Origin of the sequence: Streptomyces sp. NPDC001068 (assembly GCF_042897315.1) — a bacterium.
Lineage (GTDB): Bacteria > Actinomycetota > Actinomycetes > Streptomycetales > Streptomycetaceae > Streptomyces.
In genome coordinates this window covers 216,869-239,607 of record NZ_JBIAYD010000012.1, presented here as the reverse complement: position 1 = coordinate 239,607, position 22,739 = coordinate 216,869, and the positions used below count along the sequence as shown (strand labels likewise).

The window sequence follows — 22,739 nt, the reverse complement described above, 5'->3', positions numbered from 1 at the left end:
CCACTTTGAGTACGGGATCCGGAGCACCTTCCGCCCCCGCACCGACCGCCCCTACTACCCCCGCATCCCATAGGTCCTCGATGTTCGGCTCGCTGAAGGTCAGGAACTACCGGCTGTTCTTCGCCGGCCAGGTCGTCTCCAACATAGGCACCTGGATGCAGCGCATCGCCCAGGACTGGCTGGTTCTCAGCCTCACGGGCTCCGCGACCGCCGTCGGCGTCACCACAGCCCTGCAGTTCCTGCCGATGCTGCTCTTCGGCCTCTACGGCGGCGTCCTGGTCGACCGGCTGAACAAGCGGCGCGCCCTCCTCGTCACCCAGTCGGCCATGGCCCTCACCGGCGTCGCGCTCGCGCTGCTCACCCTCTCCGGCCACGTGCACGTCTGGCACGTCTACCTCGCCGCCTTCTTCGTCGGCCTGGCCACGGTCGTGGACAACCCGGCCCGTCAGTCCTTCGTCTCCGAGATGGTCGGCCCGGACCAACTGCAGAACGCGGTCAGTCTGAACTCCGCGAACTTCCAGTCGGCCCGCCTGGTCGGTCCCGCCGTCGCCGGTCTGATGATCACCGGCGTCGGCACCGGCTGGGCGTTCCTCTTCAACGGCCTGTCCTTCGTCGCCCCCATCGTCGGACTGCTGATGATGCGCGGACGGGACCTGCACGCCGTCCGGCGGGCGCCCAGAGGCAAGGGCCAGCTGCGGGAGGGGCTGCGCTACGTGGCAGGGCGCCCGGACCTGATGTGGACGATCATCCTGGTCGGCTTCATCGGCACCTTCGGATTCAACTTCCCCGTGTACCTCTCGGCCTTCGCGGACGACGTCTTCCACGCGGGCGCGGGCTCCTACAGCCTCTTCAACACCCTGATGGCGGTCGGCTCCCTGGCCGGCGCCCTGCTCGCGGCCAGACGCGGCACGGCCAAGCTGCGGGTGATGCTCGCGGCCGCGGTGGCCTTCGGCGGCCTGGAACTGGTGGCGGCCACCGCGCCGTCCCTGTGGCTGTTCTCCCTGCTGATGGTCCCGATCGGCATGTTCGGCATGACGGTCAACGTGACCGCCAACACCACCGTCCAGATGGGCACCGACCCGGCCATGCGGGGCCGGGTGATGGCCCTCTACATGATGGTGTTCATGGGCGGCTCCCCCATCGGCGCACCCATCGCGGGCTGGATCACGGACTCCTACGGCGTCCGGGCGGGCCTCGCGGTCGGCGGTGCGATCGCCGCCGCGGCGGCGGTCGTCATCGGACTGGTCCTGGCCCGGGTCGGCAACCTGCGCCTGTCGGTCGGCTGGCACCGCGGCCACCCGCGGGTGCGGTTCGTGCCGAGAGAGCAGCGGGAACAGCTGGCACCGGCGGCCTGAGACGGCCACCCGCGGTACCGGCCCGGAGGCGGGAGCCTGCGGGCCGGTACCGCCCTCGCCCGTGCGGCCGGACCATCGGGGGTGATCCGCGTCTCCTCCTGATGGCAGGGTGGTCCGCATGAGACTCTTCGCCGCCGTACTGCCCCCGCCCGAGGTGGCCGCCGTGCTCGCCGGCGAGGTGGACCGGCTGAGGCGCCTGCCGGGCGCTCAGGCGCTGCGCTGGACCGGCCGCCCCGGCTGGCACTTCACCCTCGCGTTCTACGGCGAGGTCGACGACGGGCTCGTACCCGGCCTGTCGGACCGGCTGGCCCGGACCGCGCACCGCACCCAGCCCTTCCCGCTGGCCGTCGCGGGCGGCGGCCAGTTCGGTCACGGCCGGGCCCTGTGGGCGGGCGCCCGCGGGGACCTGGAGACGCTCCGGCTGCTCGCCGACCGGGCGGAGGCGGCGGCACGGAAGGCGGGCGTGCCGATGGGGGAGCACCGCCGCTACCAGCCCCACCTGACGGTGGCGCGCAGCCGCGAGGCCGTGGACACGGCCCCCTACCTGGCGCCCCTCGCCGATTTCGAGAGCCGGACCTGGACGGTGCGGGATCTGGTGCTCGTGCGCAGCAACCTGCCGGCCTCGGGGGTGCCGGGGGAGCAGCCCCGGTACGAGGCGGTCGCCTCCTGGGAGCTAGGGGCGGGCGGTTAGGCTCGATGCCGTGGACCCGAAGACCAGGAACCGGATCATGGCCGGTGCGCTCGTGCTGTTGTTCGTCGTGGTCGCGGCGGCTTCCGCCATGAGGTGAGCGCCCGCGCCATGAGGTGAGTGCTTCCGGCACGAGGTGAGCGGGAGAGCCGAGGAGCCGTGGGCCGTCCCGGTGCGCTCCGCCGCGCGGGGCCGGTCGCGCCCACGCGGCGGGGCCGCACGCCGGTGGGGCCCGCGCCCCCTACGGGGCGCCGTCCCCGGCACCGGCTACCAGGCGAATGCCTCCGGCGAGGGACCCGGACCCGGGAAGACCTCGTCCAGGCCGGCCAGCAGCTCCTCGCTCAGTTCCAGCTCGACGGCGCGCAGCGCCGACTCCAGCTGCTCGCCGGTGCGCGGGCCGACGATCGGTCCGGTCACGCCCGGACGCGTGAGCAGCCAGGCCAGCGCGGCCTCGCCGGGCTCCACCCCGTGCTTGTCGAGCAGGTCCTCGTAGGCCTGGATCTGGGCACGGATCGTGGTGTTGGCGAGGGAGTCGACGGCCCGGCCGCCGGCCCGGCGCCCGCCGGCCACCTCCTTCTTGATCACACCGCCGAGCAGCCCGCCGTGCAGCGGCGACCAGGGGATCACCCCGAGGCCGTAGTCCTGCGCGGCCGGGATGACCTCCATCTCGGCCCGCCGCTCGGCGAGGTTGTACAGGCACTGCTCGCTGACCAGGCCGATCGTGCCGCCACGGCGGGAGGCGATCTCGTTGGCCTGGGCGATCTTGTAGCCGGGGAAGTTGGAGGACCCGACGTAAAGGATCTTGCCCTGCGCGATGAGGGTGTCGATCGCCTGCCAGATCTCCTCGAAGGGCGTCCGGCGGTCGATGTGGTGGAACTGGTAGACGTCGATGTAGTCGGTGCGCAGCCGCTTCAGGCTGGCGTCGACGGCCCGCCGGATGTTGACGGCGGAGAGCTTGTCGTGGTTGGGCCAGGCGTCGCCGTCGGCGGCCATGTTGCCGTACACCTTGGTGGCCAGCACGACCTTGTCGCGGTGTGCGGGGCTCTTGGCGAACCAGCTGCCGATGATCTCCTCGGTCCGCCCCTTGTTCTCACCCCACCCGTACACATTGGCGGTGTCGAAGAAGTTGATGCCGGCAGCCAGCGCCGCGTCCATGATCGCGTGGCTGTCGGCCTCGTCGGTCTGCGGGCCGAAGTTCATGGTGCCGAGGACGAGCCGGCTGACCTTGAGTCCCGTACGTCCGAGCTGCGTGTACTTCATGGTCACCCAGCCAACGGCGTGGAGTGCGCTCTAGGCAAGGACCCGCGGGAAAGAGACTCCGCCGGTCCGGCGGAGGAGGACCCGGCCGGTCTCCGGCCACGACCGGGCGTCCGGGCCGAGACGAGCGATCTGGTGGGTGACCGGCCACCCGGCGGCCGGTGTGTGCCCGGTCCGGTCGGGGCGCGCCGGCACCGGGGCGCCGAGCTCGTCGCCTTCGGCCGGCAGATCGGGCAGCACACGGCCGACGTGCTCGAGCCTGCCCGAAGGGACCCGCGGCAACGGCTCAACTCCGGTGCGTGGAGGGTCAGTCGGTCGGGAACTCGGCGGTCTTCAGGGTGAGTCCGACGACGGTGGCGGTGAGGTCCACGTCGTCGCCGAAGCCGACCTTCGTCTCGGTCGCGTAGTCGTCGCCCTTGGGGTTGGTGTAGATGTGGCAGCGGCGCTGGTAGGGGTCGGCGATCAGGTAGACGGGGACCTCGGCCTGGGCGTAGGCGGTCTTCTTCAGGCCGTAGTCGTTGGCCGCGGTACCCCGGGAGATGACCTCGGCGACGAACACGACGTCCTGGTGACGCCATAGCCCCTTCCCGTTCCTGACCGCCTCCTCGGCCGTCACGGTCACGTCGGACGCGAACCCGTTCAGGTGCCCCGGGTAGTCGACACGGACGTCGGACTTGACCCGCTTGCGGGGGTACTTGGTCCGCAACTGCTCGACGATGTCCAGGATGATCTCCCAGTGGGTGTCCCGCTGCGGTGCCGTGAAGACGGTCCCCTCGACGATCTCGACCTTGTATCCCTCGGGGGCGGGCATCTTCTCGATCCGCTCGAACAGCTCGTCGAGCGTGATCTCGTCGTCGCTCTGGGCCATCGCGATCCTGTCTTCGAGGACGGTCATCCTGGCGCTCCTCCCCGGCCGCCCTCCGCACGAGTACGGCCGCGCGGTTCAACGATACGCACGGTGACCGGGCTGCGGCGGGATCCGGTCAGACCGCCGCGGCCTCGTACTCCGCGCCCAGGTCCCACCCCTGCCACATCGCCTCCGCGAACGCCTCGGCGATGCGGTGCTCGCCGTTGGCGTTGGGGTGGGTGCCGTCGTAGGTGTCCGTGTCGATGTCGTACGACGGCGGGGGCGCGGCCAGCAGCAGCGGGGAGCGGGGCTCGTCCAGGTCGGCGACGGTCTTCGCCAGCAGGTCGTTGAAGAGGCTCACCTGCTCCGCGAACTGCGGGTCCGACGCGGCCCGGATGTTCGGGATCACCGGCAGCACCACCATGCGGACGCGCGGGTTGGCCTCCCGGGCGGCGGCGACGAAGGACCGCGCGTTCGCCGCCGTCTGCTCGGCGTTCGTGTAGAAACCCAGGTCGATTAGGCCGAGGGAGACGAGGAGGACGTCGGCGCGGCAGGTCCGTACCGCCTCCCCGATCAGCGGGGCCATGTGCAGCCAGCCCTCGCCCCAGCCGGCCAGGTGGGCGCGGGGGAAGTCCGGGTCGGCGTAGGAGTACGACACGGGCGCGTCGGCGAGCTTGTCGTACAGCGTCTCGCGCGGGCCGACCAGCTTGAAGGGGCCGCCGTAGGTCGCGCACAGGTGCTGCCACATGCGGTACCGCCATGTGTGTTCGCCCGTGCTGCCGATGGTCATCGAGTCCCCGACGGGCATGAACCTGAGCATCCGCTCATGATGGACGATCAGCGGGAGCGGTGGGGTGTGAGGACCGACACGTCCGCCGCGGCCGGACACAGCACGGGGTGGCAGGCTTGGCCCATGCGCCCACGATCGCTCGCTCTCCTCGCCGGGATCCTGCTCACCGGAGCCCTCGCCGCCGCACCCGCCTCCGCCGCCGACGGCACCGGGGACAAGGGGTTCACGATCACGGACCCGCGTATCACCGAGTCCAGCGGTCTCGCCGCCTCCCACCTGCACCCCGGCATCTACTGGACGCACAACGACAGCGACGACGGCCCCTACATCTACGCCGTCGACAGCGCGACCGGAAAGACGGTGGCGACCGTCACCCTCAGCGGCATCGGCAGGCCCCGTGACGTGGAGGCCATCTCCATCGGCCCGGACAACCAGATCTACGTCGGTGACATCGGCGACAACCTCGACGGCAGCTGGCCGTACGTCTGGATCTACCGGCTGCCCGAGCCCAAGGTCCTGGAGAACCAGACGATCAGGGCCACCCAGTACGTCGTCAAGTACGCGAACGGCGCCCGCAACGCGGAGTCGCTGATAGTCCACCCCAAGACCGGACGGGTGTACATCATCGACAAGAAGGAGGACGGCGGGCACCTCTACGAGGGCCCGGCGACCCTGTCCTCCTCGGGCACCAACGTGTTCAGGCCCGTCGCCACCGTCGACCTCTGGGCCACCGACGCCGCCCTCTCGCCCGACGGGAAGCAGCTCGTCGTACGCGGCTACTTCGGCGGCATCTACTACGACTGGAACGGCGGGAAGATCAAGCGTGAGGGCCGGCTCGACGTGCCGCTGCAGAAACAGGGCGAGTCGGTCAGCTACTCCACCGACGGGACCAAGCTGATGTACGGCAGCGAGGGCTCCGAGAGCCCGGTGCAGGCCGAGGACGTGCCGGGTGGCCCGGGCGGTGGATCGCCGTCCGGCAGCGGGAGTTCGGCCGGATCGGGGAAGGACGGCGGCCCCGCCGACGGCAAGGTCGGGGTCGGTGCCGCCGTCATCGGCGTGGCCGCGCTCGCCTTCTTCGGACTGCGCCTGCTGCGGCGCTCGCCCAACCGCCGGCACTGACCCGCGGGCCGGCGGTCGGAACTGCGGCCGGATCTGCGGTCGGAACAACCGTCAGAACAGCCTCGGTTCAACGCTTCAGAGCTTCTCGATCACGTAGTCGACGCACTTCGTCAGCGCCTCGACGTCGGCCGGGTCGATCGCCGGGAACATCGCCACGCGCAACTGGTTGCGGCCGAGCTTGCGGTAGGGCTCGGTGTCGACGACACCGTTGGCGCGCAGCACCTTGGCGACGGCCGCCGCGTCGATCTCGTCGGCGAAGTCGATCGTGCCGATGACCTGGGAGCGCTGGGCCGGGTCGGCGACGAACGGGGTGGCGTACTTGCTCTCCTCGGCCCAGTTGTACAGACGGGTCGAGGAGTCCTTCGTGCGGGCCGTCGACCAGGCCAGGCCGCCCTGGCCGTTCAGCCACTCCAGCTGCTGGTCCAGCAGGAAGAGGGTGGCCAGCGCCGGGGTGTTGTACGTCTGGTTCTTGCGGGAGTTGTCGATCGCCGTGGGAAGGCTGAAGAACTCCGGCACATGGCGGCCGGACGCGTGCACGCGCTCGGCCCGCTCGATCGCGGTCGGGGAGAACACGCCGATCCACAGGCCGCCGTCGGAGGCGAACGACTTCTGCGGGGCGAAGTAGTAGACGTCGGTCTCGCTGACGTCCACGGGGAGGCCGCCCGCGCCGGAGGTGGCGTCCACGAGGACCAGCGCGCCCGGGTCGGCCCCGGCCACCCGCTCGATCGGCATGGCGACACCGGTCGAGGTCTCGTTGTGGGTGAACGCGTACACGTCCACCCCGGCCTCGGCCCGCGGCCGCGGGTGGGTGCCCGGGTCGGAGGCGATGACGGTGGGGTCGGCCAGCCACGGGGCGAGCTGGGCGGCCTTCGCGAACTTGGACGAGAACTCACCGAAGTTCAGGTGCTGCGACTTGGCGTCGATCAGCCCGTGGGTGGCGACGTCCCAGAAGGCGGTGGAGCCGCCGTTGCCGAGGACCACCTCGTAGCCGTCGGGGAGGGAGAACAGGGCGCTGATCCCCTCGCGGACCCGGCCGACCAGGTTCTTCACCGGGGCCTGGCGGTGGGAGGTGCCCATGAGGGAGGTGCCGGTGGCGGCGAGCGCTTCCAACGCCTCCGTCCGCACCTTGGAGGGGCCAGCGCCGAAGCGTCCGTCGGCGGGCTTGATGTCAGCGGGGATCTGGATGTCAGCCACGGGGCCGAGCGTAGTGGCTGGAGGAAACCCGGTCGAAATGTAGTCCGTCGGGTGAGACGGGCGGGTGTGCGCCGTCCGGCGCGGGTCCGCGTCCCGCGTCACCGCCGGTGCCGGCGGGCAGACTGGGAGGCATGGTGGAGCTGGAGGCTGAGCTGCGCGCGGCCGTCCGGGGCGAGGTCGGATTCGACGTCACCTCCCGGGCGCTGGTCACCATGGACGCGTCCAACTACCGGCGGGTCCCGGTGGGCGTGGTGGCCCCCCGGGACGCGGACGACGTGGCGGCGGCCCTGGAGGTGTGCCGGGCGCACGGTGTGCCGGTGGTCGCCCGCGGCGGGGGCACCTCGATCGCGGGACAGGCCACCGGAACCGGCGTGGTGCTGGACTTCACCCGGCACATGAACCGGCTGGTGTCCCTGGACGCGGCCACCCGTACGGCCGTCGTCCAACCGGGTCTGGTCCTGGACCGACTGCAGGAGGCGGCCGCCCCGCACGGCCTGCGCTTCGGCCCGGACCCCTCCACACACGGCCGCTGCACCCTCGGCGGCATGATCGGCAACAACTCGTGCGGCTCGCACAGCGTGGCCTGGGGCACCACCGCCGACAGCGTCCTCGAACTGGACGTGCTCACCGCGCGGGGCGGCCGGCTGCGGCTGGGACAGGACTGGGCCGGGGCACCGCGGGGCCTGCGCGAGCTGGTCGCAGGGGAACTTGCCCCGCTGCGCACCGGCTTCCCCGACCTGCCCCGCCGCATCTCCGGGTACGCGCTGGACGCCCTCCTCCCCGAGCGGGGCGCCGACGTGGCCCGCTCCTTCTGCGGCAGCGAGGGCACGCTGGGCATCCTCACCGAGGCGACCGTCCGCCTCGTCGAGTCCCCTCGCGCGCGTGCCCTCGCGGTGCTCGGGTACGCCGACGAGAGCGCCGCCGCGGAAGCGGCGGCCGGACTGCTCGCCGCCGCCCCGCTGACCGTGGAGGGCATGGCCGCCGACCTGGTGCGGACCCCGGCCGGGCTGCCGCGCGGCGGCGCCTGGCTGTTCGTGGAGACCGGCGGCGACGCGCCCGGGCAGGCACGCGCGCGTGCCGGGTCCGTCGTCCGCGCGGCCGACGCCCTCGACGCGCTCGTCGTCACCGACCCGGCCGCGCAGCGCGCCCTGTGGCGCATCCGCGAGGACGCCTCCGGTACGGCGACCCGCATGCCGGACGGCAGCGAGGCCTGGCCCGGCTGGGAGGACTGCGCGGTACCGCCCGCCCGACTGGGCGCGTACCTGCGGGACTTCCGGCGCCTGCTGGCCGCCCACGGCCTGCGCGGCACCCCCTACGGCCACTTCGGGGACGGCTGCATCCACGTCCGCATCGACTTCGACCTGCTCGGGGCTGCCGGGGTGGCCCGCTTCCGGCGCTTCTCGGAGGAACTGGCGGACCTCGTCGTCGCCCACGGCGGCTCGCTGTCCGGGGAGCACGGGGACGGCCAGGCACGGGCGGAGCTGCTGCCGCGGATGTACGGCGCGCGGACGGTGGCCCTGTTCGAGCGCGCGAAGGGCATCTGGGACCCCGACGACCTGCTCAACCCCGGCATGCTGGTGCGCCCCGCCCCGCTGGACACGAACCTGCGCTTCGCCGTTTTGCCCCGCGAGCCGCTCCCGGTGGCCTTCGCCTACCCCGCCGACCACGGTGACTTCTCGGCGGCCGTCCGCCGCTGCGTGGGGGTGGCGAAGTGCCGTACGACCGAGGCGTCCGGCCCGTCCGTGATGTGCCCGTCCTTCCGGGCCACGGGCGAGGAGGAGCACTCGACCCGCGGCCGGGCCCGGCTGCTGCACGAGATGCTGGCGGGCGAGCTGGTGACGGACGGCTGGCGGTCGACGGAGGTCCGGGACGCCCTGGACCTGTGCCTGTCCTGCAAGGGCTGCCGGTCGGACTGCCCGGTGGGGGTGGACATGGCCACCTACAAGGCGGAGTTCCTGCACCACCACTACGCGGGACGGCGGCGTCCCCTGTCGCACTACAGCATGGGACGGCTGCCGCGCTGGCTGCGCCTGGTGGCCGGCACGCGCACGGCGTGGCTGGTCAACGCGCTCGCCGCGGTGCGCCCGCTGGCCGCGCTGGCCGGACGCCTCGGCGGGATCGCGCCCGAGCGGGAGTTCCCGCGCCTGGCGCGCGAGCCGTTCAGCCGGTGGCTGCGGCGACGCGCGCGCCCGCGGGGCCGGGTACGGGCAGGGCGACGGGCCCGGATGGAGGCCGGGGGAGCGGAGCGTGCGGGAGCGGGCCGTCGGCCGGAGCCGCAGGCACCGGCGGTCCACCTCTGGCCGGACACGTTCACGGAGTACCTGTCACCGTCCGTGGGCCGGGCGGCGGTACGGGTACTGGAGGCGGCGGGGATCGTGGTGGCGGAGCTGCCGACGCGGCCGCGGCCGTTCCGGGACTCCCGCGCGTGCTGCGGGCTGACGTACGTCTCGACGGGCCAACTGGACGAGGCCCGCGCCGTGTTGCGCCGCACGCTGGATCTCCTGGACCCCCTTCTGCCACCGGGACCGGCCGACGCGCGGGGAGCGCCCGTGTTCGTGGTCCTCGAACCCAGCTGCGCGGCGGCACTCCGCGCCGACCTGCCGGAACTCCTCCCGGACGACCCGCGCGCGGCCCGGCTGGCGGGGGCGGTGGTCACCTTCGCGGAGGCGCTGGAACGCCTGGCCCCGGGGTGGACCCCGCCCCGCCTGGACCGCCGGGTCACCGGGCAGACCCACTGCCACCAGCATGCGGTGCTGGGCGACACCGCCGACCGCCGTCTGCGCGAGGCCGCCGCCCTCACCGGCGAGCTGGTCGGCGGCTGCTGCGGACTGGCCGGCAACTTCGGCTTCGAGAAAGGGCACTTCGAGGTGTCGAGGGCCTGCGCACAGGAGCGCCTGCTGCCGGCGGTGGCCGGGGCGCCCGAGGACACGGTGATCCTGGCGGACGGCTTCTCCTGCCGGACCCAGCTGGCACAGCTGGCGGGGGTCCGGGGCAGGCATCTGGCGGAGGTGCTCGCCGAGGGGCTGGAACCGGAGGGGGACGGGAAATGACGGTGACCGCGACCGAATCGGCCCGGGTGGCGGTCCTCTCCGACATCCACGGGGTGCTGCCCGCGCTGGAGGCGGTCCTAGCGGAACCTGACGTGGTGGCGGCGGACCGCATCGTCCTGACCGGTGACATCACGGCGGGCCCGCAGCCGGGCCAGGTCGTCGAGGCGCTGCGCGGGCTGGGCGACCGGGTGCTTTGGCTGTCCGGAAACGCGGACCGGGAGCTGGTGGAGTACCGCAGGGGCGTACGCGACGGCATCCCGGACCCGATCGGCCCGTTCGCGGCGAACGCGCTCAGCGCCGAGCAGGTCGACTTCCTCGCCGCGCTGCCGAGGACCGCGACCCTCACGGTGCGCGGCCTGGGCCGGGTCCTGTTCTGTCACGCGACACCCCGCGACGACGAGGAGATCGTCCTGGTGGACTCCGCGCCACGGCGCTGGGCGGAGGTCCTCGCCGGTGTCGACCCCGCCGTGCGGACCGTCGTCTGCGGCCACACCCACATGCCGTACATCCGGCTGGTCCACGGCCGTCTGGTCGTCAACCCCGGCAGCGTGGGGATGCCCTACGGCAGGCCGGGTGCCCACTGGTGCCTGCTGGGTCCCGGCACCGACCTGCGGGTGACCTCGTACGACGTCCCGGCGGCGATCGCCCGGCTCCGCGCCGAGTGCGCGTACCCGGACATCGCGGAGTGGGCGGACTGCTACCTCACCGCCAGGGTGACCGACACGGAGGCCCTGACGGCGTTCGGACCCGGCGACGGCAGGTCATCGTAGGCCGTCGGGGTGGGCGTCCGCGGCGGGACGGTGTCGGGGTGGGCGTCCGGGGCGGGACCGTGTCCGCCGCGAGTCCCCGACACACCCTCACCGACCCGCGCGGAAACGTTTCCGACCAGGTCCGCGTCTGTTCTGCTTGATACGCGGCGGCCGGTGGCCGTTGGCCGGCGGCACCGAAGCCGGCCGGTCCGCCGGGCGTCCGTCCGTCCAGGAAGAACCCGAGGAGCCTCCGCCCATGACGTCAGCCTCCGCAGTCCTCCGAATCCAGCCCGTCTCCCGCGCCGAACACCTCGCCTTCGTCGACTCCCGCCGCCCCTCCCCGAGCCATATGCAGGTGCCGTCCTGGGGCGACGTGAAGCCCGACTGGCGGGCGGAGAGCCTGGGCTGGTTCGACGGGGAGGGACGGATGGTCGGCGCCGCGCTGGTGCTGCTGCGGGCGCTGCCCAGGCTGAAGCGGTGTCTCGCCTATCTGCCGGAGGGGCCGGTCATCGACTGGCAGGACCCGGCGCTGGAACGCTGGCTCGACCCGCTGCTGGCGTACCTGAGGGAACGCGGGGCGTTCACGGTGAAGATGGGGCCGCCCGTCGTCGTACGACGGTGGAGCCCGGAGGCCGTGAAGCAGGCGATCGCCGACCCCGCCGCCCGGAAGCTGCGGGACGCGGCCGCGACCTCGGAGGAACCCCGCGCCCTCGAACTCGCCGAACGGCTGCGCCGGTCGGGATGGCGGCAGGCGGCGGCCGGCGCCGAGGACGGGTTCGCGGCCGGTCAGCCCCGGTTCGTGTGCCAGGTCCCCTTTTCCGGACGTTCGCTGGACGACGTCCGGGGCGGGCTCAACCAGCAGTGGCGGCGCAACGTGAAGAAGGCCGACAAGGCCGGGGTCAAGGTCGTCCGCGGCGGCTACGAGGACCTGCCCGACTTCTACGAGCTGTACGCCGAGACCGCCGAACGGGACCGCTTCATCCCGCGTCCCCTTCCCTACTTCCAGCGCATGTGGACCGCCCTCACCGCCGAACACCCCGACCGCATGCGCCTCTACCTCGCCCACCACGAGGGCGAGATCCTCGCCGCCGCCACCATGCTCACCGTCGGCGACCACGTCTGGTACTCCTACGGGGCCTCCACCAGCCGCAGGCGCGAGGTCCAGCCGAGCAACGCCGTCCAGTGGCGGATGATGTGCGACGCCCACGAACTCGGCGCCGCCGTCTACGACTTCAGGGGCATCACCGACACCCTGGAGGAGTCCGACCACCTGCTCGGCCTGCTCCGCTTCAAGGTCGGCGCGGGCGGAGAGGCCGTCGAGTACCTCGGAGAGTGGGACTTCCCGCTCAACAAGCTGCTCCACAAGGCGTTCGAGCTGTACATGGCCCGTCGGTGACGCGTCCCGGTGTGTGAACGGCCGTCAGTTCGATTCTGTTACACGGCTATTGCGCAGAGGATCTTCAAGAATTCTCCACTTGATCCGTACGCTGCGTACGCCAACGGGCCCGGCCGGGAGTCGTTCCGGCGGGCCTCTCGCGATCCCAGGGGGATTCACATGCGTATACGCGTCGCGGCCACCGTCATCTCCGGCGCGGCGGTGCTGTCCGCGCTCGTCGTTCCGGTGGCCGCCCAGGCGGCGGAGGGCCCGGATGCGCGGGCGCAGCTCAGCGCGCTCTCCGCGCACTCCGCCGGCCCCGCGAAGTCCGCGAACGCGGCGGGCACCGCCAGGACCGTCCGCCCGATGGACGCCGTGGGTGACATCACCTTCTCGAAGGGCGTCGTCAACGGCGGCAAGGACATCGTCCTCGGGACCACCACCAGGCAGTCCGTGACCGCCACCTACACCGCCACCAGTGCGAACGGTGTCGCGCTCACGGAGGCCTTCCTCTGGCAGGGCACCGACCCCTCCAGCGTGGACACCATCACCGGCGCCCTGGGCACCGACGACGACCCCGTCTGCACGGAGTCGACGACCCAGACCGGCGTCTACAGCTGCAAGGCCGTCTTCCACATCAGCGCGGCCACCGACATGAAGGGCAACGGCGCCGCCGGCACCTGGAAGTTCGCCCTGGGCGGTTACGACCTCTCCGCGAACGCCAGCTTCGACGACAGCGTGACCACCGCCAAGATCAAGAAGGCGTCCAAGCTGACCGTCGACGCCGCGCCGGAGCCGGTGAAGAAGGGCAAGACCGTCACCGTCACGGGCAAGCTGACGCGCGCCAACTGGGACACCGGCACGTACGGCGGCTACTCCGGCCAGAAGGTGGTGCTGCAGTTCCGTAAGAAGACCAGCAGCACCTACACCAACGTGAAGGGCATCACCGCCGGCACCGGCGGCGCGCTCAAGACCACGACCACGGCCACGGTCGACGGGTACTACCGCTTCTCCTTCGCGACCAACGCCACCACCGGCGCCTCGACGGCGACCGGTGACTACGTCGACGTGAAGTAACCTCCGCGGCTCACCGCCCGGCGGTGCGGCGCTCGGCCGCCGGGCTTCCCGTCCCCGGACAGTTCCATAGGGGCTTCACGCGCCTGTCTGAGTCCATTACCCTGGACTGAGCAGTGCATCGCAATGAACGACGAGCTCCCCTGGACCGCCCGTGACCACCCCCAGCACCTCACAGCCGACGCCCACACCCGTGTCCGCGCCCGCCGCCGGTGGTGCACCGGAGGGCCGATTCGGCTCTCTCGGCCCCGTCGGCCTGGTGCTGGCCGGCGGGATCTCCGTGCAGTTCGGCGCCGCCGTCGCGGTGACCCTGATGCCGAGGGCGGGCGCCCTGGGCGTGGTCTGCCTGCGGCTCTTCGCCGCCGCCGTGATCCTGCTCGTCGTCTGCCGCCCCCGGCTGCGCGGTCACTCCCGCACCGACTGGGGCACGGTCGTCGTCTTCGGCGTCACCATGGGCGCGATGAACGGCCTCTTCTACGAGGCCGTCGCCCGTATCCCGCTGGGCCTCGCCGTCACCCTCGAAGTGCTCGGACCGCTCGCCCTGTCCGTGCTGGCCTCCCGGCGCCTGATCAACGCGCTGTGGGCGGCCCTGGCGCTGGCCGGTGTCTTCCTGCTCGGCGGCGGCAACTTCAGCGGTCTCGACCCCGTGGGCGTGGGTCTGGCCCTGGGCGCCGGAGCCATGTGGGCCACCTACATCATCTTCAGCGCGCGGACGGGCCGCCGCTTCCCGCAGGCCGACGGTCTCGCCCTCGCCATGGCGGTCGCCGCCCTGCTCTTCCTCCCGCTGGGCATCGCCGAGGCAGGCGGCAAGCTCCTCGATCCGACCACCCTCGCGCTCGGCTCGTCGGTCGCGGTCCTCTCCTCCGTCCTTCCCTACACCCTCGAACTCCTCGCCCTGCGCCGGCTGCCCGCCCACACCTTCGCCGTCCTCATGAGCCTGGAACCGGCGATCGCGGCCACGGCCGGCTTCCTCATCCTCGACCAGACGCTGTCGGCCGCCCAGGCGGCCGCCGTCGCCCTCGTCATCGCGGCCAGCATCGGCGCGGTCCGCACCCAGGTGGGCCGCGACCGGAAACAGGCGGGCGGCACCCAGCCGGAGTCGGCGGCCGTGGTCCAGCCGGAGTCCGTGGCGGTGCTCCAGCCGGAGCCGGCGGTGGGCGCTCAGCCGGGGCCGGTGGCCGGCGCTCAGCCGGAGGGGAACGGCAGCGCGTCCTGATAGCCGTTGGACGGCTTCCGGATCCTCTTCACGGTCTGGGCGTCCACCGCGACCGGCGCGGACCTCGTGCCCAGCTTTCCGCCGGGATGCCAGTTCCCCGTGACCGACACCCAGGTGTCGGCGGGCGGGACGGTGCTGCCGTAGATCCGCACCTTCACCGACTGCGCGTCGGCGGCGCAGCACGAGATGATGATCCGGGTCAGATCCCAGCTGCCGCCGCCCGCGACGGGCGTGACCAGCCCGCTCATCTGCACGGTCCGGCCCTTGATGGCCAGCGAGCGGTCCTGCTGCACCCGCGTGGTGAAGTCCGTGAGGGTGATGGGCAGCGGTGAGGTGCTGGGCAGCGCGTCGAAGCCGTCCCGCTCCGCCACGACCTTGGCGGGCTGCCGGGAGGCGGTGTACGCGCCGAGCGCCGGCGGGGCGTAGAAGAGCAGGCTCAGCGCGGGCAGCAGGAGCAGCCAGGCGACCCGGGGCACGGCGGAGTGGTCGTGACCGTGCGGTTCGGCGCTATGGGGTTCGGCACCATGTGGTTCGGCGCTATGGGGTTCGGCGTCATGTGGCCCGGCACCGTGTGGTCCGGCGCCACGTGCGTGGCTGTCCCGCGTCGCCGCCTCCGCGACGGCCAGCACCAGCAGCACGAACCCGGAGACGACCAGCAGCGGGCGCATTCCGGGCTTGACGTAGCGCAGGCACATGTCGGTGAAGAGGGAGGCGTGCAGCAGGCCGAGGCCGCTGAGGGCCAGCAGGGTCACCTGAAGCGGACGTCTCACAGGAGCACCCCTCCGGCCAGCACACTGCACAGGACCGCGACGACCGTCGTGGCGGCCGAGAACCGGATCGCGAAGGCCCGGCCGAACGTACCCGTCTGCAACGCGATCAGCTTGAGGTCGACCATGGGCCCGACCACCATGAACGCCAGCCGGGCAGTGGGCGAGAAGCCCGTGAGCGACGACGCCACGAACGCGTCGGCCTCCGAACACACCGCGAGGATGATCGCCAGCGCCGCCAGGAACGGCACCGACAGCCACGGCGAGCCGGAGAAGGTGTCGAGCACCGAGCGCGGCACCGCCACGTTGAAGGTGGCCGCGGCCATCGCGCCGACCACCAGGAAACCCCCCGCCTGCAGGAAGTCGTGCTGGAAGCCGCGCCGGAACTCCGTCCAGCGGCCGCGGCCCCGCTGGTGCCCGGTGTGCCGTACGGCCGGCCGCAGCCACTCCGCGCGGCCCAGCCAGAGCCACAGCCAGCCCATCACGGCGGCGGTCACCAGCGAGGCGAGCAGCCGCGCCAGCACCATGAGGGGGGTGCCCGGGAAGGCGATGGCGGTGGCGGTGAGCACGACCGGGTTGATGGCGGGCGCGGAGAGCAGGAACGCGAAGGCGGCGGCCGGGGTGACCCCGCGCCCGATCAGGCTGTTCGCCACCGGTACCGACGCGCACTCGCATCCCGGCAGCACCACGCCGGCGAGCCCGGCGACGGGCACGGCCAGCGCGGGCCGCTTCGGCAGCAGCCGGGTGAACACCCGCTCCGGCACGAACGCGTTGATCGCTCCCGAGAGCGCCGTACCGAGCAGCAGGAACGGCGTCGCCTGCACGACGACCGCGAGGCACACCGTCTGCCAGGCCTGCAGCGCCGCCTTGCCGACGCCCTGGCCGAGGAGGAAGAGGGCGGTACCGGGGAGGACGGCGGCGGCGATCAGCAGCAGCGGCCAGTGGCGGGGCAGTTCACGCGTGGGCGCGTCCGCCCCGGCCGCCTGGCCGTGGTCGTCGGCCGCGGCGGCCGCCGGACCGTGGTCGCCGGCCGCGGGTTCCGCGGCGGCCGGCGCCTCCGCCGCCACGGCGAGTTCATCTGTCCTCCGCACGCCCCGCCCGTCCCCCACGTCACCTCGTCGCCCGATGGTCGCGATCGAACATAGGCCATACCGCCCCCGCCCCCGCGACGGGACGTCCCAAGGAATCCCCCAGGAACACCCACGAACCCCCCAGGGGCGGGTCTCCGCTCCGGTCGTGGGCCGAATTCAATGCAAGCACGCTTGATTGTTTCTCGGGCCGCTGCCATGCTCCTCCCCATGTCCGATCCGACGCCCGTCATCGACGACCTGCGTGAGGAGAGTGCGGAACTCGACCGGCTGGTAGCCGAGTTGGGAGCCGAGCAGTGGACTCTTCGCACCCCCGCACCCCGCTGGACAGTCGCCCACCAGATCGCGCACCTCGCCTGGACCGACCACTCCTCGCTGCTGGCCGCGACCGACCAGGACGCCTTCGCCCGTGAGGTCGAGAAGGCGCTCGCCCAGCCCGGCGACTTCGTGGACAACGGGGCGGAGGAGGGCGCGGCCAAGCCCCCCGCACGGTTGCTGGCGGACTGGCGGGCCGGACGCGAGGCCCTGGACCAGGCGCTGCGCGCCGCGCCCGCCCGAGCCCGGTTCCCCTGGTACGGCCCCCCCATGTCGGTCGCCTCCATGGCCACCGCGCGGCTGATGGAGACCTGGGCGCACGGCCTGGACGTCGCCGACGCGCTGGGCACCACCCGCACCCCCACCGACCGGCTCCGGCACATCGCCCGGCTCGGCGTCCGCACCCGCGACTTCGCCTTCGGTGTGCACGGGATGCCCGTGCCGTTCGAGGAGTTCCGCGTCGAACTGACCGCCCCCTCGGGCGACCTGTGGACCTACGGCCCCGAGGACGCCGAAGACCGCGTCACCGGCGCGGCCCTCGACTTCTGCCTCCTGGTCACCCAGCGCGCGCACCGCGCCGACCTCGCCCTCGTGGCGGTCGGCGCCGACGCCGACCGCTGGCTGGACATCGCCCAGGCGTTCGCGGGACCGCCCGGCACCGGCCGCACCCCGAAGGGCGGCACCGCGTGACCCTGCGCATAGGCAACGCCTCCGGCTTCTACGGCGACCGCTTCGACGCCATGCGCGAGATGCTCACCGGCGGCGGACTCGACGTGCTCACCGGCGACTACCTCGCCGAGCTGACCATGCTCATCCTCGGCCGCGACCGGCTGAAGGACCCCGGAGCCGGATACGCCCGCACCTTCCTGCGCCAGTTGGAGGAGTGCCTGGGCCTCGCCCACGAGCGCGGCGTACGGATCGTCACCAACGCCGGCGGTCTCAACCCGGCCGGACTCGCCGACGCCGTGCGCCGACTCGCCGACCGGCTCGGCATCCCGGTGCGCGTCGCCCATGTGGCGGGCGACGACCTCACCGCCGCCCACCCCGGCAGCCTCGCCGCCCACGCCTACCTCGGCGGCTTCGGGATCGCCGAGTGCCTGCGGGCCGGCGCCGACGTCGTGGTGACCGGCCGGGTCACCGACGCCGCCCTCGTCACCGGGCCAGCCGCCGCCCACTTCGGCTGGGGGCCCGGGGAGTACGACCGGCTCGCGGGCGCCGTCGTCGCCGGACACGTCCTGGAGTGCGGAACCCAGGCCACCGGCGGCAACTACGCCTTCTTCGCCGAAGCCGGCGCGGAGGCCGGACGGGACCTGCGGCGGCCCGGGTTCCCGCTCGCCGAACTCCACGAGGACGGCAGCTGCGTCATCACCAAGCACCCCGGCACGGGCGGACTCGTCGACGTGGGCACGGTGACCGCGCAGCTCCTCTACGAGACGGGCGGCGCCCGGTACGCGGGACCCGACGTCACCGCCCGCCTCGACACCGTGCGGCTGCGCCAGGACGGCCCGGACCGGGTGCGGATCGAGGGCGTCATGGGTGAGGCCCCGCCCCCGACCCTCAAGGTCGGCCGCAACCGGTTGGGCGGCTTCCGCAACGAGGTGGTCTTCGTCCTGACCGGCCTCGACATCGAGGCCAAGGCGGCACTCGTCAAGGCACAGATGGCCGATGCCCTCGCCAAGTCGCCCCCGCGGGAGGTGCGGTGGGAGCTCGCTCGCACCGACCGGGCCGACGCGGACACCGAGGAGACGGCCAGCGCGCTGCTGCGGCTCGTCGTGCGGGACCCGGACCAGGAGGCCGTCGGCCGGGCGTTGAGCGGAGCCGCCGTGGAACTGGCGCTCGCCAGCTACCCCGGTTTCCATGTGCTCGCGCCCCCCGGGAAGGGCGCGCCCTACGGGGTCTTCGAGGACGTGTACGTCCCCCAGGGCGAGGTGCCACATGTGGCCGTCCTCCACGACGGGCGCCGGATCCCCGTGCCGCCGGCCCAGGACACCCTCGTACTGCGGGATCCGCCCGAGCCGCCGCTGCCCGAACCGCTGCCGGCCGGGCCGACCCGGCGGGCGCCCCTGGGGCTCGTCGCCGGGGCCCGCAGCGGTGACAAGGGCGGGAACGCCAACGTCGGCGTCTGGGTGCGCTCGGACGAGGCCTGGCGCTGGCTCGCGCACACCCTGACCGTCGACGCCTTCCGGCACCTGCTGCCCGAGAGCCGCGAACTGACCGTCACCCGGCACCTGCTGCCCGACCTGCGCGCCGTGAACTTCCTCGTCGAAGGCATCCTCGGCCGGGGTGTGGCCGCCCAACACCGTTTCGACCCCCAGGCCAAGGCCCTCGGCGAATGGCTTCGCTCCCGCCACCTGGACATCCCGGAGGCCCTGCTGTGACGGTCATCGAGACCACCCTCGACACCCACCACCCCGACTACCGGGCGAACCGCGACACCATGCTCGCCAAGCTCACCGACCTGGACGCCGAGCACGCCAAGGTCCTCGCGGGCGGCGGCGAGAAGTACACCGCGCGGCACCGGGGACGCGGCAAGCTCCTCGCCCGCGAGCGCATCGAGCTCCTCCTCGACCCCGACACCCCCTTCCTGGAGCTGTCGCCGCTGGCGGCCTGGGGCAGCGAGTACGCGGTCGGCGCCTCGCTGGTCACCGGGATCGGCGTGGTCGAGGGCGTGGAGTGCCTGATCACCGCCAACGACCCGACGGTGCGCGGCGGCGCCAGCAACCCCTGGTCGCTGAAGAAGGCGCTGCGGGCCAACGACATCGCCCTCGCCAACCGGCTGCCCTGCATCAGCCTGGTCGAGTCCGGCGGCGCCGACCTGCCCTCGCAGAAGGAGATCTTCATCCCGGGCGGGGCCATCTTCCGGGACCTGACCCGGCTCTCGGCCGCCGGCATCCCGACCGTCGCGGTCGTCTTCGGCAACTCCACCGCGGGCGGCGCCTACATCCCCGGCATGTCCGACCACGTGATCATGGTCAAGGAACGCGCCAAGGTCTTTCTCGGCGGACCGCCGCTCGTGAAGATGGCCACCGGCGAGGAGAGCGACGACGAGTCGCTCGGCGGTGCAGAGATGCACGCGCGCGTGTCGGGTCTCGCCGACTACTTCGCCGTCGACGAACCGGACGCGCTGCGGCAGGCCCGCCGCGTGGTCGCCCGCCTCAACCACCGCAAGGCGCACCGGGATCCGGGCCCGGCCGAGCCCCCCAAGTACGCCGCCGAGGAACTCCTCGGCATCGTCCCCGGCGACCTCAAGGTCCCCTTCGACCCGCGCGAGGTGATCGCCCGGCTCGTCGACGCCTCCGACTTCGACGAGTTCAAACCGCTGTACGGGACCAGCCTGACGACCGGCTGGGCCACCCTGCACGGCTATCCCGTGGGGGTGCTGGCCAACGCCCAGGGCGTGCTGTTCTCCGCGGAGTCGCAGAAGGCCGCCCAGTTCATCCAGCTCGCCAACCAGCGCGACATCCCGCTGCTGTTCCTGCACAACACCACCGGCTACATGGTCGGCAAGGAGTACGAGCAGGGCGGCATCATCAAGCACGGCGCGATGATGATCAACGCGGTCAGCAACAGCCGCGTACCGCACCTGTCCGTCCTCCTGGGCGCCTCCTACGGTGCCGGCCACTACGGCATGTGCGGGCGTGCCTACGACCCCCGGTTCCTGTTCGCCTGGCCCAGCGCCAAGTCGGCCGTCATGGGCCCGCAGCAGCTCGCGGGCGTGCTCTCGATCGTCGCCCGCCAGTCGGCCGCCGCGAAGGGGCAGCCCTACGACGAGGACGGCGACGCCGCGCTGCGCGCCATGGTCGAGCAGCAGATCGAGTCGGAGTCGCTGCCGATGTTCCTGTCCGGGCGGCTGTACGACGACGGCGTCATCGACCCGCGCGACACCCGTACCGTCCTCGGCCTGTGCCTGTCCGCCATCCACACCGCCCCCTACGAGGGCGCGCGGGGCGGCTTCGGCGTCTTCCGGATGTGAGGGATCACATGATTTCGACTCTGCTGGTCGCCAACCGGGGCGAGATCGCCTGCCGGATCTTCCGGACCTGCGCCGAACTCGGTGTCAGGACGGTCGCCGTGCACTCGGACGCCGACGAGAACGCGCTGCACGCGCGCGTGGCCGACAGCGCGGTACGGCTGCCGGGCGCCACGCCCGCGGACACCTACCTGCGCGGCGACCTGGTGGTGAAGGCCGCCGTGAGCGCGGGCGCGGACGCCGTGCACCCCGGATACGGCTTCCTCTCCGAGAACGCCGACTTCGCCCGCGCGGTGCTGGACGCCGGCCTGGTCTGGATCGGGCCGCCCCCGGAGGCGATCGAGGCGATGGCGTCCAAGACGCGCGCCAAGGAGCTGATGGGGATCGCGCCGCTCGGCGAGGTCACCGAGTCCGACCTGCCGGTGCTGGTGAAGGCGGCCGCGGGCGGCGGCGGGCGTGGGATGCGCGTCGTGCGCCGCCTCGACGAGCTGGCCGCCGCGCTGGAGGGGGCACGGGCGGAGGCCGCGAGCGCCTTCGGCGACGGCGAGGTCTTCGTCGAGCCCTACCTCGAGCACGGCCGCCACGTGGAGGTGCAGATCCTCGCCGACGCGCACGGCACGGTGTGGCCGCTGGGCACCCGCGACTGCTCGCTCCAGCGCAGGCACCAGAAGGTGATCGAGGAGGCGCCCGCGCCCGGCCTCCCCGATGAGCTCACCGAGGAGCTGTACGCGCAGGCGGTGCGTGCCGCCCGCGCCGTCTCCTACGTCGGCGCGGGCACCGTGGAGTTCCTCGTCGCCGACGGGCGGGCGCACTTCCTGGAGATGAACACCCGCCTCCAGGTCGAACACCCCGTCACCGAGGCCGTCTTCGGCGTCGACCTGGTCGCCGAGCAGATCCGCGTCGCCGAGGGTCACGCCCTCCCGGCCGAGGCCCCGTCCGCCCGCGGCCACGCGGTCGAGGCCCGCCTGTACGCCGAGGACCCCGCCCGCGACTGGGCCCCGCAGACCGGCACCCTGCACCGCCTGGCCGTCCCCGGCGTCCGCCTGGACACCGGCTACACCGACGGCGACGACATCGGCGTGCACTACGACGCCATGCTCGCCAAAGCCGTCGCCCACGCCCCCACGCGCGCGGAGGCCCTGCGCGGACTGGCCCACGCGCTGGAACGGGCCACGCTGCACGGTCCGACCACCAACCGCGACCTCCTCGTCCGCTCCCTGCGGCACGAGGAGTTCACGACGGCCCGCATGGACACCGGTTTCTACGACCGCCACCTCAGCGAACTGACGGCGCCCGCCCCCGACCCGCACGCCCCCCTCGCCGCCGCCCTGGCCGACGCCCACGGCCGCTCCCGGTTCGGCGGCTGGCGCAACCTCTCCTCCCAGCCGCAGACCAAGCGGTACCTGATGGCGGACGAGGAGCACGAGGTCCACTACCGGCACACCCGCGACGGCCTCACGGCGGACGGGGTACAGGTCGTGCGCGCGGACGCGGGTCTGGTCGTTCTCGACGTCGACGGCGTGCGCCGACGGTTCGAGGTGTCGGTGTACGGCGACCGGGTCCACGTCAACGGCACGGCCCTCACCGCGCTCCCGCGCTTCCCCGACCCGAAGGCCCAGCTGGCACCGGGCTCCCTGCTGGCCCCGATGCCGGGCACGGTCGTACGGATCGCGGAGGGGCTGACGGAGGGCGACTCTGTGGAGTCCGGCCAGCCGCTGATGTGGCTGGAGGCCATGAAGATGCAGCACCAGATCACGGCGCCGGTGACGGGAACGCTGAGCGAGCTGCGGGCCGCGGTCGGCCAACAGGTTGAGCCCGGCTCTCTGCTGGCGGTAGTGCAGGCGCCCCTTTAGGGGCGCGGGGCTGAATTCGATATGCGGCTGCC

18 protein-coding genes are annotated in these 22,739 nt (G+C 72.8%); 12 read left to right on the top strand and 6 right to left on the bottom strand.

The genetic code is table 11. From position 1 onward, the window contains the following. Positions 1-5: 5 nt before the first annotated feature. Together ACFY3I_RS32055 and thpR are read left to right on the top strand one after the other, a co-directional pair. Positions 6-1,355, top strand: coding sequence for an MFS transporter (locus ACFY3I_RS32055; RefSeq protein ID WP_390864569.1), 1,350 nt, complete (start codon positions 6-8; stop codon positions 1,353-1,355). Positions 1,356-1,473: 118 nt separating this feature from the next. After that, positions 1,474-2,046, top strand: coding sequence for an RNA 2',3'-cyclic phosphodiesterase (gene thpR / locus ACFY3I_RS32050; RefSeq protein ID WP_390864567.1), 573 nt, complete (start codon positions 1,474-1,476; stop codon positions 2,044-2,046). A gap of 264 nt (positions 2,047-2,310) precedes the next feature. On the opposite strand, the gene ACFY3I_RS32045 is transcribed toward thpR, so the two are convergent. From ACFY3I_RS32045 to ACFY3I_RS32035, 3 genes are all read right to left on the bottom strand, one after another. Continuing rightward, entirely contained in the window at positions 2,311-3,303 is a 993-nt protein-coding gene (locus tag ACFY3I_RS32045) for an aldo/keto reductase (RefSeq protein ID WP_390864566.1), read from the bottom strand. Between the two features lie 304 nt (positions 3,304-3,607). Next, positions 3,608-4,195 carry a Uma2 family endonuclease gene (locus tag ACFY3I_RS32040; RefSeq protein ID WP_390864565.1) on the bottom strand — a complete coding sequence of 196 codons (588 nt, stop codon included), beginning with the start codon at positions 4,193-4,195 and terminating at the stop codon, positions 3,608-3,610. Between the two features lie 88 nt (positions 4,196-4,283). After that, complete coding sequence (locus ACFY3I_RS32035; RefSeq protein ID WP_365295424.1) at positions 4,284-4,967, bottom strand: SGNH/GDSL hydrolase family protein; 684 nt, start codon at positions 4,965-4,967, stop codon at positions 4,284-4,286. A 93-nt stretch (positions 4,968-5,060) separates the two neighbouring features. On the opposite strand from ACFY3I_RS32035, the gene ACFY3I_RS32030 reads away from it, so the two are divergent. Continuing rightward, positions 5,061-6,056, top strand: coding sequence for a WD40 repeat domain-containing protein (locus ACFY3I_RS32030; RefSeq protein WP_390864564.1), 996 nt, complete (start codon positions 5,061-5,063; stop codon positions 6,054-6,056). A gap of 75 nt (positions 6,057-6,131) precedes the next feature. On the opposite strand, the gene serC is transcribed toward ACFY3I_RS32030, so the two are convergent. Continuing rightward, positions 6,132-7,250 (bottom strand): phosphoserine transaminase, encoded by a 1,119-nt coding sequence (gene serC, locus ACFY3I_RS32025; RefSeq protein WP_390864563.1) that lies wholly within the window; start codon positions 7,248-7,250, stop codon positions 6,132-6,134. A gap of 131 nt (positions 7,251-7,381) precedes the next feature. On the opposite strand from serC, the gene ACFY3I_RS32020 reads away from it, so the two are divergent. The 5 genes from ACFY3I_RS32020 to ACFY3I_RS32000 all read left to right on the top strand — a co-directional run bounded on the left by ACFY3I_RS32020 (position 7,382) and on the right by ACFY3I_RS32000 (position 14,714). Further along, positions 7,382-10,300 carry an FAD-binding and (Fe-S)-binding domain-containing protein gene (locus tag ACFY3I_RS32020; protein WP_390864562.1) on the top strand — a complete coding sequence of 973 codons (2,919 nt, stop codon included), beginning with the start codon at positions 7,382-7,384 and terminating at the stop codon, positions 10,298-10,300. Then, entirely contained in the window at positions 10,297-11,070 is a 774-nt protein-coding gene (locus ACFY3I_RS32015; protein ID WP_390864561.1) for a metallophosphoesterase family protein, read from the top strand. Before ACFY3I_RS32020 ends, ACFY3I_RS32015 begins: the two co-directional genes overlap by 4 nt. 235 nt (positions 11,071-11,305) lie before the next feature. Next, positions 11,306-12,445, top strand: a complete 1,140-nt coding sequence (locus tag ACFY3I_RS32010; RefSeq protein ID WP_390864560.1) for a lipid II:glycine glycyltransferase FemX — start codon at positions 11,306-11,308, stop codon at positions 12,443-12,445. 159 nt (positions 12,446-12,604) lie between these two features. After that, positions 12,605-13,501, top strand: a complete 897-nt coding sequence (locus ACFY3I_RS32005; protein ID WP_390864559.1) for a hypothetical protein — start codon at positions 12,605-12,607, stop codon at positions 13,499-13,501. Positions 13,502-13,652: 151 nt separating this feature from the next. Further along, complete coding sequence (locus ACFY3I_RS32000; protein ID WP_390864558.1) at positions 13,653-14,714, top strand: DMT family transporter; 1,062 nt, start codon at positions 13,653-13,655, stop codon at positions 14,712-14,714. On the opposite strand, the gene ACFY3I_RS31995 is transcribed toward ACFY3I_RS32000, so the two are convergent. Further along, positions 14,684-15,484, bottom strand: a complete 801-nt coding sequence (locus ACFY3I_RS31995) for a TIGR03943 family putative permease subunit (protein ID WP_390864557.1) — start codon at positions 15,482-15,484, stop codon at positions 14,684-14,686. The two genes, ACFY3I_RS32000 and ACFY3I_RS31995, sit on opposite strands and share 31 nt — an antisense overlap. After that, on the bottom strand, positions 15,481-16,572 hold the full coding sequence (locus ACFY3I_RS31990; RefSeq protein ID WP_390864556.1) for a permease: 1,092 nt from the start codon (positions 16,570-16,572) through the stop codon (positions 15,481-15,483). Before ACFY3I_RS31990 ends, ACFY3I_RS31995 begins: the two co-directional genes overlap by 4 nt. A 207-nt stretch (positions 16,573-16,779) precedes the next feature. On the opposite strand from ACFY3I_RS31990, the gene ACFY3I_RS31985 reads away from it, so the two are divergent. Genes ACFY3I_RS31985 through ACFY3I_RS31970 form a run of 4 tightly spaced genes read left to right on the top strand, consistent with a single transcriptional unit; the run spans position 16,780 to position 22,707 of the window. Further along, the gene (locus tag ACFY3I_RS31985; RefSeq protein WP_390864555.1) at positions 16,780-17,574 is read left to right on the top strand and encodes a TIGR03084 family metal-binding protein; all 795 of its coding nucleotides are present in this window, start codon (positions 16,780-16,782) and stop codon (positions 17,572-17,574) included. Then, entirely contained in the window at positions 17,571-19,262 is a 1,692-nt protein-coding gene (locus tag ACFY3I_RS31980) for an acyclic terpene utilization AtuA family protein (RefSeq protein WP_390864554.1), read from the top strand. Before ACFY3I_RS31985 ends, ACFY3I_RS31980 begins: the two co-directional genes overlap by 4 nt. Continuing rightward, positions 19,259-20,857 carry an acyl-CoA carboxylase subunit beta gene (locus ACFY3I_RS31975; RefSeq protein ID WP_390864553.1) on the top strand — a complete coding sequence of 533 codons (1,599 nt, stop codon included), beginning with the start codon at positions 19,259-19,261 and terminating at the stop codon, positions 20,855-20,857. Before ACFY3I_RS31980 ends, ACFY3I_RS31975 begins: the two co-directional genes overlap by 4 nt. An 8-nt stretch (positions 20,858-20,865) precedes the next feature. Continuing rightward, positions 20,866-22,707 carry an acetyl/propionyl/methylcrotonyl-CoA carboxylase subunit alpha gene (locus tag ACFY3I_RS31970; protein WP_390864552.1) on the top strand — a complete coding sequence of 614 codons (1,842 nt, stop codon included), beginning with the start codon at positions 20,866-20,868 and terminating at the stop codon, positions 22,705-22,707. The last annotated feature ends 32 nt before the right edge of the window (positions 22,708-22,739 follow it).